Here is a 17,477-nt window from a genome sequence, read left to right as displayed (position 1 = left end):
TCCACCCGTTCGTCCGTGGTTCGACATCGGCGTTTTCAACTCCCTGTGTTTTTTGACGCAGTCTCGCGCGGTTGGACCCGTGTAGTCAAACCCGTTCTTGGGCTGAATTGTCGCGAAAATGTGAAACCTAGGCCAATTTACCTACACAAATCCTTGAGGATTTGTCATCACATGCGGTGTCGGCCCCAAATCATGAGCTGACTAATATCAAGGAGAGATTTCCCCGTGCCCGACAACCAAAGCCGCCTGGATCTGTTTATCGACCGTATGGTGTCCCAACGGGCCTGCCTGGATTTTGCCATCGCTCAGACCAATGGTATGCCGGGACCGGTGTTCGAACTTGGGTTGGGCAACGGGCGCACCTATCATCACATGGCGCAATATATCTCTGATCGTCCTGTTTACGTGTTTGAACGCGCCGTGGCGTCGCATCCGGACTCCACTCCGCCCGAAGAAAGAGTGATTTTGGGGGACGTTCGGGAAACACTACCGGCTTCGCTGGATCGGTTCGGGGCCACTGCCAGCCTGATCCACGCGGACCTCGGCGGCCACAACCGCAAAAAGAACGACGACTTTGCCAGATTTGTCTCACCCCTGATCGAGCCGCTGTTGGCGGAAGGCGGTCTGATGGTCTCAAGCGACCGCATGTATTTCGACACCCTGACTGAGGTTTCCCTTCCCGAAGGAGCCGTTGAAGGGCGTTGCTTCATTTATCGTCGCTGACCGGGTGGGAGAATCTGATGCTTTTTTATGATTGTTCCACGGCCCCCAACCCGCGGCGCGCGCGTATGTTCATTGCTGAAAAGGGTTTGGATATCGAAACCCGAGAAATCTCGATCGGCAAAGGTGAACAGCTCAGTGACGACTTTCGCGCCGTGAACCCCAACGCAACAGTCCCTGTGCTGGTGACGGATGAGGGCAGCACGCTAACCGAGAATCTCGGGATCGCCGCCTATCTTGAGGCGCGCTTTCCTGAGCCACCTTTGATGGGCCGCACTCCGGATGAAAAGGGGCAGGTTCTGATGTGGAACAGCATCGTTGAGCAACAGGGCGGCGCGCCAGTAGCCGAGGCGTTGCGCAATACCCATCCGGCCTTTGCCGACAGGGCGATTCCGGGCCCGGTGAATCACCCGCAAATCCCAGAGCTGGCGCAGCGCGGGTCAACGCGCGTTGATCATTTCTTTTCGCTTCTGGAACAGCGATTGAGCGAAAGCGCGTTTATCGCAGGTTCGGATTTCACTCTGGCTGACATTTCCACCTTTGTCTTCGTTGACTTTGCCCGCGTGATCAAAAAGCGGATTCCGCAAGAAAACACAGTCACTTTGGCGTGGTTTGATAAGATCGCTTCCCGTCCCAGCGCACAACTTTGAAAACTGCCGGCCCAAGACGGTTTCTTGGTACGGGCAGAACTGTACAGAAATGTCTAGACAGATGTGAACAGTGCCTCTAGCGTCCCTCGTGAGACATGCAGGGGAGCGCAGGATGAATTCTCAGTATCGCGTTGTGGTCATCGGGGGCGGCGTCGTGGGCGCCTCGGTTCTGTATCATCTGGCCAAGTTTGGCTGGTCAGATGTGGTCATGCTGGAACGGCGTCGGTTGGCCTCGGGGTCATCCTGGCACGCAGCGGGCGGCATTCACGCGCTAAACGCCGATCCGAACATGGCGTCGCTACAGGCCTATACAATCGATCTGCTCAGCGAGATCGAAAAGGAGTCTGGTCAGAATATCGGGTTGCACATGACCGGTGGTCTGACATTGGCCGGTACGCCGGAGCGATGGGAGTGGCTGCAGGCGAACTATCGCATTTTCCAATCCATCGGCATTGACGACTGCGAATTGCTGTCTCCGGAAGAGGCGCAAAGGCGTTGCCCTATCATGTCCACCGACGGCGTATTGGGCGCGATGTGGGCCGACCGCGAGGGCTATATCGATACAACCGGCACGGTGCAGGCTTACGCAACGGCTGCCAAAAAACGCGGTGCTGAGTATTATGAGGAAACCAAGGTCGAGGAGCTGATCCAGACCGATGATGGCTGGCAGGTCATTACCGACAAGGGCACGATCACTTGTGAACACGTGGTTAACGCCGCTGGCCTTTGGGCCAAGCAAGTAGGGCGTATGGCGGGGGTGGAGTTGCCGGTGTCTCCTCTGAAACACCACTACCTGATCACCGACACAGTCCCCGAGGTCGCTGAAGCCGAATTCGAAATGCCGATGACCGTCGACCTCGAAGGGTTCACCTATATGCGGCAAGATCAGAAAGGCGTTCTGGTCGGAATTTATGAAGTCGATCACGAACACTGGGCCATGGACGGTGCACCATGGAATTATGGTGAGGAGCTGTTTCAGGAACAGCTCGACCGGATCGAGAATGAGCTGACGCTTGGCTTTGAGCGCTATCCGTCGATCCAGAACGTAGGCATCAAGACATGGGTAAACGGTGCTTTCACCTTTGCGCCCGACGGAAACCCGTTGGTCGGCCCGGTTCCCGGCAAGCGTGGCTATTGGTCGGCCTGCGCGGTTATGGCAGGTTTCCTGCAGGGCGGCGGTGTCGGCAAGACGCTGGCTGAATGGATGATCCATGGCGAGCCCGAGGCGGATGCCTGGCCGATGGACGTGGCGCGCTTTGGCGATTTTGCGCAGAACAAGCGGTATATCCGTGAAACCACGGGCCAGTTTTATTCCCGCCGCTTTGTAATGACCTACCCGAACGAGCAACTGCCCGCGGGGCGGCCGCTAAAGATGGCCCCAGCGCATGACGCGATGACGGATGCGGGTTGCAAATGGGGCGTCAGCTGGGATCTTGAAGTGCCGCTGTATTTTGCACCGAAAGGGTTCGAGGAAACACCGACGCTCAAGCGGTCGAATGCGCACGATATCGTAGCTGACGAATGCAAGGTAATCCGCGAAGGCGTCGGCTTGATGGATATCTCGGGATTCTCCCGGTTTGAGGTCAGTGGCCCGAATGCTGAGGTTTGGCTGGACAAAATCATGGCCTCAAAACTGCCCGCACCAGGTCGGGCGAAGCTAGCGCCGATGCTGGGTGAGAACGGGCGGCTCAAAGGGGACCTCACGGTGCTCAACTGGGGCGACGGAACCTGGTGGATCATGGGCAGCTACTACTTGCGGGCGTGGCACATGCGCTGGTTTGACGATCACATGATCGACGGCGTTAATGTCCAGGATCTGGGCGAGGAATATTGCGGGTTCGCGGTGGTTGGTCCCAAGTCGCAAGCCGTGGTCGAAAAGTTGGCTGAACAGGACATCTCGGGTCTGAAATTCATGGGCTGTGGAGATTTTGACATCGGGTTGGTCCGCGCGCGCGTCGCCCGTATGTCGGTGACCGGCGAGAAAGGTTATGAGATCAACTGCCGCTACGGTGATCACATCAAGCTGCGCCGCATGTTGCTGGAGGCCGGTGCCGAAGAGGGCATACGCGAGTGCGGTTTCAACGCGATGCTGTCAACGCGGCTTGAAAAAAGCTTTGGCATCTGGTCGGCAGAGTTCACGCAGCTTTACACGCCGGGAATGACCGGCATGGATCGCTGGATCGATTGGGAGAAGAACTTTGTCGGCAAAGAGGCCGCTGTGGCTCAGCGCGACGGAAACGGTCCGGCGCAGATACAGGTGACACTGGAAGTGGACGCCGATGATGCGGATGCAAGTGGGTATGAACCCGTTTGGGCGGGCGGTGAGCGTGTCGGCTTTGTGACATCCGGCGGATACGGTCACTACACCGGCAAGTCTTTGGCAATGGCTCTGGTCAATCGCGACAAGGCCGCGCCCGGAACAGAGCTTTCGGTCCATGTGGTTGGTGTGGAAAGGCCCGCGCGGGTTGTCGCGCCGTCACCTTACGACCCGCAAGGCAAAGCGATGAGGGGCTAAGCATGATCGGACAAACATCCGAACGCGGGCGACGACGGCGCGGGCGAAGCGCCGAGGTCGCCCCTGCGCCCAGTCGGGACGTGAATTATCGCCAGTTGAAGAATCCCTTCCCGTTGATGGAGGTGTTCCCGGCTGACCAGATTGCGGATATGCACGAAACGGCCTTGCGAACACTTCAGGAGTTGGGCGTCAAATGCCTGCTTCCGGAAGGCCGGCGTCTCTTTGCGAAAGCGGGCGCGCGGGTGGATGAAGACACCGAGATGGTCTTCATCGGCCGCGACATTGTTGAAGCCGCCGTCGCTTCAGCACCAAAGTCGATTGCGTGCCATGCAGGCGCGCGACACAGAGACTTCACCCTTGAGCTAGGTAGTTTGGTGTTTCAACCGGGGGCAGGGGCACCGAACGCGACAGATCTTGAACGCGGCCGCCGTCCCGCCACAGGGCAGGATTATCTGGAGTTCCTCAAGCTTACACATCATTTCGATGTGTTCCAGATGATCTCTCCTCAGGTCGAGCCTCAGGACGTGCCGACGCATCTGCGCCACTATTTCACGACGAAGGCGCAGATGGAGCTGACGGACAAGTTCCCGTTTTTCTTCTCGCGCGGAACGCCGCAGGTGATGGATTGCTTTGAAATGCTATCCATCGCACGGGGCCTGTCAGATGATGCATTTCAGGCGGGCGCACATTGCTACACGATCATCAACACGAACAGTCCGCGCACGTTGGATATTCCAATGGCGCAGGGGCTAATTGATTTCGCCCGCAACGGCCAGATGTCGATCATCACGCCGTTTACGCTGATGGGCGCAATGGCTCCGATCACCGTGGCCGGCGCGATCACACTTTCACATGCCGAGGCGTTGGCGGCGCTGACACTGACCCAGTTGGCCAGGCCAGGAGCGCCGGTTTGCTATGGAACGTTCACCAGCAACGTAGACATGAAATCGGGCGCACCTGCATTTGGTACACCGTCACATTTTCAAGCCTCGCTTGCAGCGGGCCAATTGGCACGGCATCTGGGGCTGCCATGGCGATCGGCTGCCGGATCGGCATCGAATATCAACGATGTTCAGGCGGCCAACGAAAACCAGTTCGGGCTTTGGGGTTGCCTGATGGCCGGAGCGACGGTGATCATCCACTCGGCTGGTTGGCTCGAAGGCGGCCTGACCGTGTCCTTCGAGAAGATGATCTGTGATGCCGAGGTTCTGAACATGGTGGCCGAGCTTTGTGCCGGGGCCCAAGCAGGCACCGCCGAGATCGGGTTCGACACAGCGCTAAGCGAGGTTGAACCCAGCGGGCATTTCTTTGCGTCCAGCCAGACAATGGAGCGGTACAACACCGAGTTCTACCAACCCCATGTACATGACTATGCCAATTTCGGAACCTGGACTGAACGCGGGTCGGTTGATGCCAATCACCGTGCAACAGGTGTCTGGAAAGGCATTCTGAGCGAGTTCAAAGCGCCGCCAAGTGACAGCGACCGTATCGGAGCCTTGCAGGACTTTATCGCACGTCGCACCGCTGAAGGCGGCGCACCGCCGGAGAGTTGAATGAACACGAAACCTATCCTGCACCGGGATGACCCCGAAGCCGAGCCGTTGGTCGGCAACATCAAGGTCACGCGTGATGACTGGCTGAACGTGGCGATGGACGTTCTGATCTCGGATGGGGTCGATCAGATCAAGGTGCTGAATCTGGCGGAACGGATGGCCGTATCGCGGTCGTCTTTCTATTGGTACTTCAAGTCCCGGCAAGAACTTCTGGATGCGTTGCTTGCGCGCTGGCAGGCCACGAATACCGCCGCATTGGTCGCGCAGGCTGAGGCCCCGGCAGCGACGATAACGGCGGCGGTCTGCAATGTACATCGCTGCGTGGTGAACACCACATTGTTCGATACGGCGCTTGATTTTGCCGTCCGCGACTGGGCGCGTAAATCTGGCAAGGTGCGGCGGGCGCTGGATCAATCTGATGCGCGCAGGCTCAAGGCGCTGCATGCCATGTTTGCGCGATATGGCTATTCCGAATACGAGGCCGAAACCCGCGCGCGGGTGCTGTACTACATGCAGATCGGCTACGATCTGGCGCAGTTGAACGAACCGATGGAGATGCGGATCGCCATGGTTCCGCACTACCTATACGTTTTCACCGGAGTTGAACCGAAACCCGAAGAAGTCGAAGAATTCAGCGCTTATTCAATGCGCTATTGGAAAGGAGATCCCTCATGAGCCAACCTGACGCAATCATCATCGGAACCGGTGTGATCGGCGCAGCCATCGCCTTTGAAATGGCAAAAGCGGGCTGGAAAACCCTGTCGCTGGATCGCAACAGCCAGGTTGGCCACGGCTCAACCGCGGGGTCTTGCGCGATCATTCGGATGCACTACTCGACCTTCGACGGAACCGCCTTTGCGTGGGAAGGCTATCACTATTGGCGCGATTGGGCTGAATACCTTGGCCTGCCGGAAGACGCCAACCTGGGGCAGTTCCGCGAGACCGGCTGTCTGGTGATGAAAACAGACGCGAACGGGATGCTGGAAAAGCATATGAAAAACAGCGCGGATCTGGACTGCCCATTCGAAGAGTGGTCTGTGGACAAGGTCAGTGAGCGTCTGCCGATCTATTCCAAAGACAGTTTCGCGCCTGCACGTCGTATGGACGACCCGGAGTTTGGCCAACCCAACGGCCGCAAAATGCACGGCGGTGTGTTCTGGCCGCAGGCGGGCTATGTCACCGATCCGGCGCTGTCCGCCCAAAACCTGATGGATGCAGCCAAACAGCACGGCGCGGAAGTGCGCACGGGGGCTGAGGTGGTTGAAATCCTGACCGACGGGGGCCGGGTCTCGGGCGTTAAACTGGCGTCGGGTGAAGAGATCCATGCGAAAGTTGTCGTGAATGTCGCCGGGCCCGGCTCGGCAATCATCAACAAAATGGCCGACGTTCTGGACGATATGACGATCGAGACGCGTCCACTGCGGCAGGAAGTTGTCCACGTTCCCGCACCCGAAGGATTTGATTTCGAAAACGACGGCACGATTGTTTCTGACAGCGATATTGCGTGCTATTGCCGCCCCGAACACGGCAACCACATTCTGGTCGGTTCGGAAGACCCGGAATGCGACCCGCATCAGTGGTGCGAGGATGACGTGCACTATAATCACGACTTCACTGACCAGTGGACAACGCAGGCCATGCGATATGCGCAGCGTGTGCCCAGCCTTGGAATTCCATCTAAGACACGCGGCGTTGTGGATCTGTACGACGCATCGACCGACTGGATCCCGATCTATGACAAATCCAGCCTGCCAGGTTTCTACATGGCCTGCGGGACCAGCGGGAACCAGTACAAGAATGCTCCGATCGCGGGTAAAATGATGACGGCCCTGATCGAGTACTGCGAAGGCGGCGCGGATCACGATGCGCAACCGTTGCAGTACGAACTGCCTTATATCGGGCGGTCGATTGATGTTGGTTTTTATTCTCGTAAGCGCCCCATCAACGAAGAAAGCAGTTTTTCCGTTCTGGGCTAGTCTGTATCCGAAATCGCTCTAACATCCTGGGGACTGTAAATAGGCAGGACCTAGGATGACCGAGCCGAAAAATCGAGTTTTGATACTTGGAAGTGCGCCGTCCGCTTTGGCCGCGCGTGACTGGGCGCGAGAACCCTTCACCCATGTAGTTGCCATCAACAATGCTTGGCGTATTCGGCAAGATTGGGATGTTCTTATCCACCCCGAAGATTTTCCTGCCCATAACCAGCCATCCGAAACCCGTTCTGGTCAGAGAATTGTCGAAGCCGCCGAATACGTTCCTTTGCAAAACCAATTCGGTGGATTTGTGTACGCTGGCGGCACCATGGCTTTTACGGCAGGGTATTGGGCTTTGTCCGCGCTTCAGCCCGCCGTGCTGGCCTTTTTCGGCTGTGACATGATCTATCCAAGGTCCGGCCAAACTCATTTCTATGGCAAAGGTTCAGCCGATCCTTTGCGGGACGACATCACCTTGCGCTCGCTTGAGGCGAAGTCTGCCCGGTTGGCGTTGTTCGGCGCTACGCAGAACTGCCGCGTGGTGCGGCTGTCGCAGGGCGAAAGCCGGCTGGTTTTTCCGTCTGTGACGGCTGATAGCTTAAGGTCTGCCGGGCTGCCCTCTACAAAGGGTATGCAAACGGCATTACAGCTCGAGGAAAGGCTGAGCTATTTTGTTCCATCTGGTCGCTACTGGAAGGAAGAAAACCGTTTCGACGCCGCCAAAATCGACTATTTGGATCGTATGTGGCTAGACGCGTATAGTTCGCAATCTCTGGAAAACGTCGCCTGAGTCACGAACTGATCAGGTAGCGAATTCAACCCAGGCCCATACCATGGCGATATAGGTCAGGTTGTGCAGGCACTGGTCCAGACCAGCAGCTCGCCAAAATGCGGCCTGAGTCGGCATCAGTTGCTTTTTGTCCGAATAGCTGGCCTTGGCAAAATCAATATTGAAATGAACAATCCACTCCAGTGCGGCAATGATCAAAATGAACGACCACGGCGCGCCAAACAGCGCAAAGACAATCACTGACCCGATGACATGCACACCCGCATGCTGCGCGCGGCCCACGTGAAAATACTCACCGCGCCCTGCCAACATTTTCGGAGTCTGTAGAAAAAAGTCCGCAAACATATGTTTGATCTGCAATAAGCAGAGCATCAACAGCACTGCGCCTAAACTGGCAGTCAAATGACTCCTCCCGATATCGTCCCAAAGCAGACTCTAGGCACTAATTTGTGGTTGCGCAAATGAACTTGTTCACACTCGGCAGTTAACTGATCAAATTGGAAACTATTTGCCTCTTTTGGCTGGACTAAGGTAAATTCAGAGTGTTGGATTTGCGGCACTTTCGTCAAGATCGTTTCAGTGATCCGTAGTAGGGGCAGGTTCCATAGAACGTTCAATTTTCCAGTTTATTTGGAAGTACTCGAAACGCGACCAGTTGATTCTGCTGGCCGTGACGTCCACGTTGTTTCCATTACTCTATCTGACGCTTGAACTGCCCAAACGCATCATCAACGATGCAATTGGTGCTGCCAGTCCGATTGTAGACGTTTGGGGCTATAGCCTTCCGCAGACCACATTTCTGATTGTTCTGTGTATCGCGTTCCTGATTGCAGTGCTGGCGCATGGCCTGATGAAAATGCGCATCAACACGATGAAGGGCGTGCTAAGCGAGCGTATGTTGCGCCGGTTCCGGTATGTGTTGATCAGCCGCGCGTTGCGTTTCCCTCAACCCTACTTTGAGCGGGTCAGCCAGGGGGAACTGGTTTCGATGGTCACCGCCGAAAGCGAGCCGATGGGCGGGCTAATGGGGGATGCGATCAGCCAGCCGGTACTGCAGGCTGGTCAGATGATCACGATCTTGTCCTTCTTGTTTCTGCAAAGTTTCTGGTTTGGACTGGCCGCAGTTGCACTGATCCCTCTGCAAGCCTGGCTGATCCCGAAACTGCAACGTCAGATCAACCTTCTGAACAAAAAACGCATTCAAGAGGTCCGGGTGCTGGCCGCCCAGATCGGCGAGAACGCAGCAGGCGCGTCCACGTTGCGTACCAATGGTGGATGGCGATACCGCCGAGCGATGGTTTCAGATCAGCTGGGCCGTCTGTTCGGTATCCGGTTCGAAATTTACCAGAAAAAGTTCTTTATGAAGTTCATCAACAACTTCATCTCGCAGCTGACGCCGTTCCTGTTCTACCTTGTTGGCGGTCTTCTTGTTCTGCAGGGTTCGGTTTCTTTGGGTGCTCTGGTCGCAGCTTTGGCCGCGTATAAAGACCTCAGCTCGCCATGGAAGGAACTGTTGACCTACTACAATCAGACACAGGATATGTCGCTGCGTTGGGAAGTGGTAACGGAACGGTTTGCGCCCGCCGGAATACACAATGAGAAACTGTTCGAGGGCGAACCTGAGGCCAGCCCAAGGCTGAACGGTGACATTGCGCTGGATCATGCCTCGGTCCGCGATATGGACGGCAATCAGGTTCTGGATGATTTAAACCTGACCTTTCCCAGTGGGAAGACCATCGGTATTGCCGCCCCCAGTGAAGAAGATCGACGCGCCGTAGCTGAATTGCTAACACGGGAAATCCTGCCCAGCTCGGGCCAGGTGCGGATCGGCGACGTCAATTTGTCAGAGTTGCATCAAAGCGTTGTGGCTGCACGCATTGGGTACGCTTCATCGCGGCCCGTCATGTTCCAGGGCACGTTGGGCGACAATGTCATGATGCCAATGCGGTTCAAGCCGCAGACAACTGAAACTAACGACCCCGGATATGATGAAACCCTGCGGGCTGGTAATAGCCCGGACCCCTTCAAGGCAAACTGGCTGGACCCGACCACTGCGGGATTGGACAGTGCTGAAGAGGTGCGCGACTGGTGGTTGAAGCTGATTGACGGGATGGGGTCGGGCGCGGCGCTGTTCCTGCGCGGGGCTGAGCAGGTGTTTGATGCGGCCGAACACCCAGAGTTGGCTGAAAAACTGGTCGAGTTGCGGCCCTTAGTTCAGGAAGCAGTGAAAAGCTCGGGTCTGGACCAGCAGGCGCTGATCTTTGATCGCGACAGCTATAACTCCGCTTTGCCTGTTGCCGAGAACCTGTTGTTCGCGACGCCCAAGGTGCCCGTCACGCAAGAGCTTTTGGCTCAGCAGACGGTGTTTCTGGGTCAGCTACGTGAATTTGGTCTGGACGAAACTCTGGTCAGCCTGACACGCGATGTGATTGAGATGTTGCGCCAGATTTTCGGGTTGGACGGTACCGATCATCCCTTGTTCCGCAAACTAGGACTTGAGGCGCAGACATATGAGGCCGCGGTCGAACTGGTCGAGAAAACCCGGAATGAAGGCGTATCGGGATTGGACGACGAACAACTGGCAAACTTGCTGGCGGTTCCGTTTGTGATTTCGGCAGAACAGATTGGCCCGGCGTTTACAGATGATCTAAAGGACCGAATTCTTGAGCTGCGGCACAGCCATTCCGAAACACTGCTGGATCGGTTGCTGGACGTGTTTGTGCCATTGGACAAAACGAAGTTCGCGCCCGGTTTGACAGTTCTGGAAAACGCTTTGTTTGGAAAGGTCAGTCAGATCGGCGGTGCCCGTTCGGATGAGGCGCGCAAAGTGATCGTGGATGTTCTGAACGAAAACGGTGCGCGCCCGCTGGTGGTCGAGCTGATCTATGACGTTCCGGTTGCGCTTGGCGGCCAAAACCTGCCTGCGGTCTTTGCTGAACCTCTTTCCTTTACACGCGCGACGATCAAAAAGCCTGATATCCTGATCCTTGAGGACGCGTTGGCCAGCTATGATATGGCCTCGAAGGTGGCCGTTTACAAAAACCTTCGCGCGTTGCTGCCGGATACCACAGTGATCTACCTGAACGACCAGTTCGAAAACCCAGGCGTATTCGACATGTATGTGGAAATCAGGCAAGGTCGGGTGGTTTCCGACGAAGGACCTGCGGACGTGGAAGAAGACAGTGCCGCCTCAGCTGACCTGACGCGCAAACTGCGCGCTCTCGAACAGACGCCGCTGTTTTCGGGGTTGGACCGTCGACAGTTGCGCCTGCTGGCTTTTGGTGCGCGCTGGTTCGATGCCAAACCACAAGAGATCGTGTTTCTTAAAGACGATCAACCAACCGATGGCGCGTATGTTGTGCTGGAAGGGGAAGCCGGGCTCTACCTTCCGCAACCCGACGGAGAAGATCAGTTGATTGCCAAAGTTGGCCCTGGTGCGCTGGTCGGAGAATTGGGACTGATCCGCAAAGAGCCTCGGGCACTGAGCATGATCGCCGAAACGGAACTGTCTTGCCTGCGGATCGGTGAAGAAGAATTCCTGGCCGTAGTCGAAAATGATGCCGCAACCGCGTTCAAGCTGATGCAGGTGATCGCGGGCTATGTTTCGAACTAGTGGCTAATCATCGTCGGGGCTGCAGAACATATCGTAGAGCACCGCGATCACCTGTGCCGCACCGTCATTATTCAACGAATAATATATGGATTTGCCGTCCCTGCGCGTTGCAACAAAGTTCTCCGCGCGCAGGCGGGCCAGCATCTGACTGACTGCTGCCTGACGGATATGCAACAAGGCCTCCAATTCACCCACGGATTTCTCACCCTCCGCCAAATGGCACAGGATCATCAATCGGCCCTCATGGGCGAGCGTTTTCAGAAACGCAGAGGCCCGCACCGCACTTTCTTTCATTCCAGATAGCGCGGCTTCGGCTTGTCGGTTTTGGTCGTCTTTAAGTGTCACGCGTGGCCAATCCAACACCCATTGGTTGGGTCAATGTGCCCCAAGATCTATGGGATTGTCACCCCTCGGTTGCAGGGGCACCACCTTGAAAGGCGTTTCCGTTCACGTAGTCACAAGGCTCTTCCTGCATTTGCAGATGCAGGCCGTCATCATTGTAGGGGTGGGCCCGGGCAAGGTCTTCGTTCACCTCGATGCCCAGTCCCGGTGCGGTCGGAGCAGGAACAAATCCGGCGTCAACCCGCAATGAACTATTGATGAGTTGATCGTGGAACGGAGTTTCAATGGTCTCAAGCAGCAGCAGGTTTGGGATGGATGCGGCCAATTGGATATTGGCGGCCCATTCAATCGGACCGGCGTACAGGTGCGGGGCCATTTGGGCGTTGAATACCTCGGCGATGGCTGCCACCTTCTTCATCTCCCAAATGCCGCCGGCACGGCCCAGCGCGGGTTGCAGGATCTCCGCCGCCCCAGCCCGCAAAACGGCAGAAAACTCTGCCTTGGTCGTCATCCGCTCACCGGTTGCGACCGGGATCCGAACGTTTCGCGCGACACGAGCCATGTCTTCGATCATGTCCGGGGGTGTCGGCTCCTCGTACCAAAGCGGTGAATAGGGCTCAAGCGCCTGACCCAGACGAATTGCGCCCGCGGTGTTGAATTGCCCGTGGGTGCCAAACAGCAAGTCGGCCTTGTCGCCCACGGCCTCTCGGATCGCTTTGCAGAACGCCACAGACATCGAGATATCAGACATCGCAGGCATGTGCCCGCCCCGAACAGTATAAGGCCCGGCGGGGTCAAACTTGACGGCTGTGAACCCGCGCTGAACCATTTCGGCGGCGCATTCCCCGGCCTGTTCCGGCGAGGTCCAGAAGTCGTTCAGGTTATGTTGGGGCAGGGGGTAGAGATAGGTGTAGGCCCGAATCCTCTCGTTCACCAACCCACCCAGCAATGCATAGACCGGGCGATCGCGATCTTTGCCCAAGATGTCCCAGCACGCGATTTCTAAGCCGGAAAACGCGCCCATAACCGTCAGATCAGGGCGCTGCGTAAAGCCGCTGGAATAGGCGCGGCGGAACATGAGTTCGATGTTTTCAGGGTTCTCGCCTTGCATGTGCCGTTCGAACACGTCCTGAATGACATGGCGCATTGCCTCGGGACCAACTGAGGATGCATAGCATTCGCCCCAGCCAGTGATCCCGGTATCGGTCGTGACTTTGACGATTATCCAGTACCGCCCACCCCATCCAGGCGCAGGAGGGGCTGTGACGATGATATCGAGGTCTTGCAGCTTCATCGGGTGTTCTCCTGCCCTGCTGGATTAAGCCCTGTCGAAAACGATCACGTTTCGCTTGGCAGATCCGGTTTTGGTGTCCTCGATCGCTTCGTTGATCTGCGATAGCGACCATCGGCCCGAAATCAGCTCATCCAGTTTCAGGCGCCCTTGATCGTAAAGGTCGATCATCCATGGAATATCGCGCTGAATGACAACATCGCCCATTTTCGACCCGATCAACCCCTGACCCAATGCGGCCAGAACAACCGGTTCGTAACTTGCCATATCCCCTGAGTGTGGCATTCCGATCATAATCGCCTTGCCACCGGGACCCAAGTAACGAGGGGCCTGATCATAGGCAGGAATCGCGCCGACAGTAATCAACACAGCGTCTGCGCCACGGCCGCCGAGTGCTTTGTAAGCGGCCTTCCAGGGGGCTTGCTGATCGGCCAATACGCCATGGGTTGCACCAAATTCCTTGGCAATAGCCAGCTTCTCTTCGGTCATGTCTACGGCCACGATGCGTCGCGCGCCTGCGATCCGCGCACCCTGGATCGCATTCAGCCCAACGCCACCCGCGCCGATCACGACCACGTCCTGCCCGGGACGCAGCCCGGCGGCATTGACGGCGGCACCGACACCCGTGATCACTCCGCAGGACAGCAAGCTGGCGACGTCTTTGGGCATTGACGGCGGAATTTTGACGATCTGTCGGTGGCTGACCACAACCTTTTCGGCAAAAGCACCACAGGCCATTGCTTGTTCAAGGGGTCCACCGTCTGCTGTGCGCAAAGGTCCTTTGACCGTGTCATAAGGCGTTTCGCAGACAGTTGGTTTACCCCCGGCGCATGAGGCGCACGAGCCGCATGCCCGGATCAGGGTGACGACAACCGGGTCCTCAACCTCGAATCCACCAGCCGAGTCGCCAACCGCAGTAATGATTCCTGCAGCCTCGTGCCCATAGACAGCAGGCAGGTGCCCACCCCATGCGCCGCTGGCATATGATATGTCCGAATGGCAGATTGCCACCGCATCCAGCGTCACCTCGACCTCGTCGGATTTGGGCGGTGCGATTTGGACGTCTTCGATGACCAGAGGTTCGCCGAACGCCCGACAAACGGCGGCTTTTATGGTTTGCATGCTGTACCTCGTTCCCTTTGCGCCACGGTGGCGCGCTTATGGGGGCGCTGCAAGACGGAATCCGTCAAAGGGATGTCGTAGTTAAGCCATGACCTTGCGTGAACGAGAAAACACGACCAGACCGATCACCATCAATACCAGTGCCAGGAGAAACGGCGCGCCCGGCAGGTAGATAGCCGCGTCGGGTTTTATGAACTGGGCGAAAACGCTGGTCATGAGCAACGGCGCAATAACCATCGACAATGCGTGCAATGATGTCAGCACACCCTGCAATTCGCCTTGTTGCGTATCGGGCGTCGCACGCGACATCAGGGCCTGCAGAGCAGGGGTCACAACTGCGCCAATTGCGGTAACGGGAATCAGCATCAGGGCTATGATCCCATTAGTCAGAAAGGCCAGAAGCAAAAAGCTGAACAGCTCGAAGCCCATGCCGTAGATGATGGTGACGCGTTCCCCCAAATACTTGGTTGCGGGGCGGATCAGGCCGCCCTGAACGGCAGCCATGCCAATCCCGTAGACGCCCAGTGACAAGCCGATCATTTGTGGCGACCAGCCGAAACGTTCGGTTGTGAAATACGCCCAAATTGCCGGGTAGACATAGATCGAGACGGAGTACAGGAAATAGACCCAAAGCATCGGCCGAATGCCGGGCAAAGCTGCTATCGCGCGCAACGAATTCACAGGGTTGGCACGCCGAAGGCTGAAGGCCCGGCGGGTCTTGTCGGTGACTGTCTCGGGCATGACGAATACACCGATAACAAAGGCCAGAGCAGACAAACCAGCCGCCGCCCAAAACGGCGCTCGCGTGCCATATTCGCTCAGCAGCCCACCAAGCACCGGACCGAACACAAAACCCACTCCAAACGCCGCACCCAGCAAACCGAAATTCGCCGCTTTTTCATGAGGTTTGGACACATCCGCCATGAAGGCTGCTGCTGTTGCGTGTGTGGCGGCTGTAATGCCTCCTACGATGCGGCCGGCCAACAACAGCCAGATACTGCCAGCAAGGGCCATGACAACATAGTCCAGCGACATGACGAACAGCGAGACCAGCAAGACCGTCCTTCGCCCATAAGCGTCTGAAAGGTTGCCCAAAACCGGGCCGAACACGAACTGCATTGCGGCAAACGCCGTGCTTAAAATGCCACCCCAAATCGCAGCTGTCGCCAGCGTGCCGCCCTGAACTTCGACAATCAGTTCCGGCATGATGGGCAGGACAAGGCCGATGCCCATGGCATCGATCATGACCGTAAGAAGAACGAAGAAAAAGGGCAGGCGCATTTGAACCGCGAGGTTGGAAATTCGAGCGGACCTTAACCGCAGATGATGCTGGTTAAAAGAGTCGCGCTCAGACTTGTGGTCCGGGCAAGTCCGTTGCGATTTTGTCTAACAATTCAGCCAGCCTTTTCGGTTGCGCAAAAAATGGGGAGTGCGACGTGTCAATCGTATGGCGCATGGCCTCTGGGGCGGTGTGGCTCATCTGTTCCTGGTATTCGGTAGGGATCGTCCGGTCTTCCGTTGTACGGATGTAAGCCTTGGGCACCCGGTCGAATTTGCCCGTCAGCAGCAAAGCGGTGTCCTGGGGTGCAATGGCTTGCGGGCACAGACGCGCAAACGCGAAGGGCACGGTTTCGGGTGGGCAATCATGGTAGAACAAATCTTGCACCTTGTTCGGTCTAAACGTGTACGAGAGACCGTCAGTCGATTTTTCTAGCGCATCATGGATAGTCTGGCGGGGTGAGCGTTTGCGCATTTCCACCATAGAAAGACCATCCTGTGGGACGTAGGCGGCCAGGTAGACAAGAGCCCGCATAGCCTCCGGCGCGGCCTCTGCTGCGGAACTGATGGGGTACCCTCCCCAGGAATGGCCGACAATTATCGTATTGGGTGAGGTTGCCTGCAAGACCGCGTCGCGGCAGCTGTCCAGTGTAACATCCGCAATGAGTGTCGGATCCGAACCGTGGCTGGGCAGATCAATGGCACGCACCTCGTGTCCCAGCGCTTCCAAAGCCGGGATAAGGTCCCGCCAACACCAGGCACCGTGACAGGATCCGTGGACTAACAGAAGATCGGCCAAACCAATTCTCCTTCACACATGTCCGATTTCAGTCAGAAAGCTGTGGAGTAGTGCCGCGTATTCTGCCGGTTGTTCCACACAAGGCAAGTGCCCAACGCGCCGCATCAGTTCGAATCGGGAACCGGGGATCAGGTCAACGGTTTCCCGCACCAAATCCGGTGGGGTCGATCCGTCCTCGCTGCCGGCGATGCCGAGTGTCGGTAGACGCAGGCCGCTGGTGGGGGTGTAGAAGTCCGTACCTGAGATTGCCGCGCAGCAGCCCAGATAGCCATCCACCGGCTGTCGCACCATCATGTTTCGCCACAGTAGATGTTCGGGCAGCGCGCGGAACGCCTTTGAGAACCAGCGTTCCATGGTCGCATCGGCCAGGGCCTCGATCCCACCTTTTCGTACAGCGTCCATGCGGTCCTGCCAGATCGAAGGGATGCCGATTTTGGCCGCTGTATTGGACAGCACCAACGCGCGCACCTGATCCAGCCGTTTGACGGCCAGCCCTTGTCCGATTAGCCCGCCGATGGACAGGCCGACAAACACGCAATCGCGCACCTTCAGAAAATCAAGCAGACCTTCCGTATCGCGCACGAGAGCACCCATCGAATAAGGTGCCGGGGGTTGAGAGGACAGGCCGTGTCCGCGCTTGTCAAATCGGATGATACGCAGCCCGGCAGGCAGGTGCGGCAGCAAATCGTCCCACAACCGCAGGTCGGTTCCCAATGAATTGGCAAACACAATAGGCGCGCCGTCTGGATCACCATCGATCCGATAGTGGATTTGCACGTCTCCAATGTCTGCTATTTGCACAACTCAATCCCCTGGCGTCATACGCACATT

At 57.0% G+C, this 17,477-nt stretch carries 15 protein-coding genes; 8 read left to right on the top strand and 7 right to left on the bottom strand.

Annotation, left to right across the window (positions count from 1 at the left end):
- Positions 1 to 225 precede the first annotated feature (225 nt).
- From GOW92_RS13650 to GOW92_RS13620, 7 genes are all read left to right on the top strand, one after another.
- A complete protein-coding gene (locus GOW92_RS13650) occupies positions 226 to 723 on the top strand; it encodes a class I SAM-dependent methyltransferase (protein WP_170561143.1) in 498 nt (165 codons plus the stop codon).
- Between the two features lie 17 nt (positions 724 to 740).
- Positions 741 to 1,370, top strand: a complete 630-nt coding sequence (locus GOW92_RS13645; RefSeq protein ID WP_170561142.1) for a glutathione S-transferase family protein — start codon at positions 741 to 743, stop codon at positions 1,368 to 1,370.
- A gap of 112 nt (positions 1,371 to 1,482) precedes the next feature.
- Positions 1,483 to 3,885 carry a GcvT family protein gene (locus tag GOW92_RS13640; RefSeq protein ID WP_170561141.1) on the top strand — a complete coding sequence of 801 codons (2,403 nt, stop codon included), beginning with the start codon at positions 1,483 to 1,485 and terminating at the stop codon, positions 3,883 to 3,885.
- 2 nt (positions 3,886 to 3,887) lie between these two features.
- Entirely contained in the window at positions 3,888 to 5,438 is a 1,551-nt protein-coding gene (locus tag GOW92_RS13635) for a trimethylamine methyltransferase family protein (protein WP_170561140.1), read from the top strand.
- Complete coding sequence (locus tag GOW92_RS13630; RefSeq protein ID WP_170561139.1) at positions 5,439 to 6,113, top strand: TetR/AcrR family transcriptional regulator; 675 nt, start codon at positions 5,439 to 5,441, stop codon at positions 6,111 to 6,113.
- Positions 6,110 to 7,414, top strand: a complete 1,305-nt coding sequence (locus GOW92_RS13625; protein WP_170561138.1) for an NAD(P)/FAD-dependent oxidoreductase — start codon at positions 6,110 to 6,112, stop codon at positions 7,412 to 7,414. Before GOW92_RS13630 ends, GOW92_RS13625 begins: the two co-directional genes overlap by 4 nt.
- Before the next feature lie 55 nt (positions 7,415 to 7,469).
- Positions 7,470 to 8,201 carry a hypothetical protein gene (locus GOW92_RS13620; RefSeq protein ID WP_170561137.1) on the top strand — a complete coding sequence of 244 codons (732 nt, stop codon included), beginning with the start codon at positions 7,470 to 7,472 and terminating at the stop codon, positions 8,199 to 8,201.
- Between the two features lie 12 nt (positions 8,202 to 8,213).
- On the opposite strand, the gene GOW92_RS13615 is transcribed toward GOW92_RS13620, so the two are convergent.
- Positions 8,214 to 8,573, bottom strand: coding sequence for a DUF3307 domain-containing protein (locus tag GOW92_RS13615; RefSeq protein WP_438826354.1), 360 nt, complete (start codon positions 8,571 to 8,573; stop codon positions 8,214 to 8,216).
- A gap of 244 nt (positions 8,574 to 8,817) precedes the next feature.
- Here GOW92_RS13615 and GOW92_RS13610 point away from each other — a divergent pair, with 244 nt between their 5' ends.
- Positions 8,818 to 11,814 carry a cyclic nucleotide-binding domain-containing protein gene (locus GOW92_RS13610; protein WP_170561543.1) on the top strand — a complete coding sequence of 999 codons (2,997 nt, stop codon included), beginning with the start codon at positions 8,818 to 8,820 and terminating at the stop codon, positions 11,812 to 11,814.
- 3 nt (positions 11,815 to 11,817) lie between these two features.
- On the opposite strand, the gene GOW92_RS13605 is transcribed toward GOW92_RS13610, so the two are convergent.
- The 6 genes from GOW92_RS13605 to pcaD form a co-directional block, all read right to left on the bottom strand.
- On the bottom strand, positions 11,818 to 12,108 hold the full coding sequence (locus GOW92_RS13605) for an ArsR/SmtB family transcription factor (RefSeq protein ID WP_170561135.1): 291 nt from the start codon (positions 12,106 to 12,108) through the stop codon (positions 11,818 to 11,820).
- Positions 12,109 to 12,217: 109 nt separating this feature from the next.
- Positions 12,218 to 13,450 carry a mandelate racemase/muconate lactonizing enzyme family protein gene (locus GOW92_RS13600; RefSeq protein WP_170561134.1) on the bottom strand — a complete coding sequence of 411 codons (1,233 nt, stop codon included), beginning with the start codon at positions 13,448 to 13,450 and terminating at the stop codon, positions 12,218 to 12,220.
- Positions 13,451 to 13,474: 24 nt separating this feature from the next.
- Positions 13,475 to 14,569 carry a Zn-dependent alcohol dehydrogenase gene (locus GOW92_RS13595; protein ID WP_170561133.1) on the bottom strand — a complete coding sequence of 365 codons (1,095 nt, stop codon included), beginning with the start codon at positions 14,567 to 14,569 and terminating at the stop codon, positions 13,475 to 13,477.
- A gap of 81 nt (positions 14,570 to 14,650) precedes the next feature.
- Positions 14,651 to 15,850, bottom strand: a complete 1,200-nt coding sequence (locus GOW92_RS13590; RefSeq protein ID WP_170561132.1) for a TCR/Tet family MFS transporter — start codon at positions 15,848 to 15,850, stop codon at positions 14,651 to 14,653.
- Between the two features lie 67 nt (positions 15,851 to 15,917).
- On the bottom strand, positions 15,918 to 16,646 hold the full coding sequence (locus tag GOW92_RS13585; RefSeq protein WP_170561131.1) for an alpha/beta fold hydrolase: 729 nt from the start codon (positions 16,644 to 16,646) through the stop codon (positions 15,918 to 15,920).
- Positions 16,647 to 16,658: 12 nt separating this feature from the next.
- Positions 16,659 to 17,447, bottom strand: a complete 789-nt coding sequence (gene pcaD, locus GOW92_RS13580) for a 3-oxoadipate enol-lactonase (RefSeq protein WP_170561130.1) — start codon at positions 17,445 to 17,447, stop codon at positions 16,659 to 16,661.
- Positions 17,448 to 17,477: the final 30 nt, after the last annotated feature.

It is taken from the genome of Ruegeria atlantica (assembly GCF_013032505.1).
Taxonomy (GTDB): domain Bacteria; phylum Pseudomonadota; class Alphaproteobacteria; order Rhodobacterales; family Rhodobacteraceae; genus Ruegeria; species Ruegeria atlantica_F.
The sequence above is the reverse complement of the archived record's forward strand: the minus strand, read 5'-3'. Positions and strand labels throughout refer to the sequence as shown.

Coding starts and splice junctions, on each gene's coding strand:
- GOW92_RS13645 (WP_170561142.1), top strand. CDS start 741: ATGCTTTTTTATGATTGTTCCACGGCCCCCAACCCGCGGCGCGCGCGT.
- GOW92_RS13640 (WP_170561141.1), top strand. CDS start 1,483: ATGAATTCTCAGTATCGCGTTGTGGTCATCGGGGGCGGCGTCGTGGGC.
- GOW92_RS13635 (WP_170561140.1), top strand. CDS start 3,888: ATGATCGGACAAACATCCGAACGCGGGCGACGACGGCGCGGGCGAAGC.
- GOW92_RS13630 (WP_170561139.1), top strand. CDS start 5,439: ATGAACACGAAACCTATCCTGCACCGGGATGACCCCGAAGCCGAGCCG.
- GOW92_RS13625 (WP_170561138.1), top strand. CDS start 6,110: ATGAGCCAACCTGACGCAATCATCATCGGAACCGGTGTGATCGGCGCA.
- GOW92_RS13620 (WP_170561137.1), top strand. CDS start 7,470: ATGACCGAGCCGAAAAATCGAGTTTTGATACTTGGAAGTGCGCCGTCC.
- GOW92_RS13615 (WP_438826354.1), bottom strand. CDS start 8,573: ATGCTCTGCTTATTGCAGATCAAACATATGTTTGCGGACTTTTTTCTA.
- GOW92_RS13605 (WP_170561135.1), bottom strand. CDS start 12,108: ATGAAAGAAAGTGCGGTGCGGGCCTCTGCGTTTCTGAAAACGCTCGCC.
- GOW92_RS13600 (WP_170561134.1), bottom strand. CDS start 13,450: ATGAAGCTGCAAGACCTCGATATCATCGTCACAGCCCCTCCTGCGCCT.
- GOW92_RS13595 (WP_170561133.1), bottom strand. CDS start 14,569: ATGCAAACCATAAAAGCCGCCGTTTGTCGGGCGTTCGGCGAACCTCTG.
- GOW92_RS13590 (WP_170561132.1), bottom strand. CDS start 15,850: ATGCGCCTGCCCTTTTTCTTCGTTCTTCTTACGGTCATGATCGATGCC.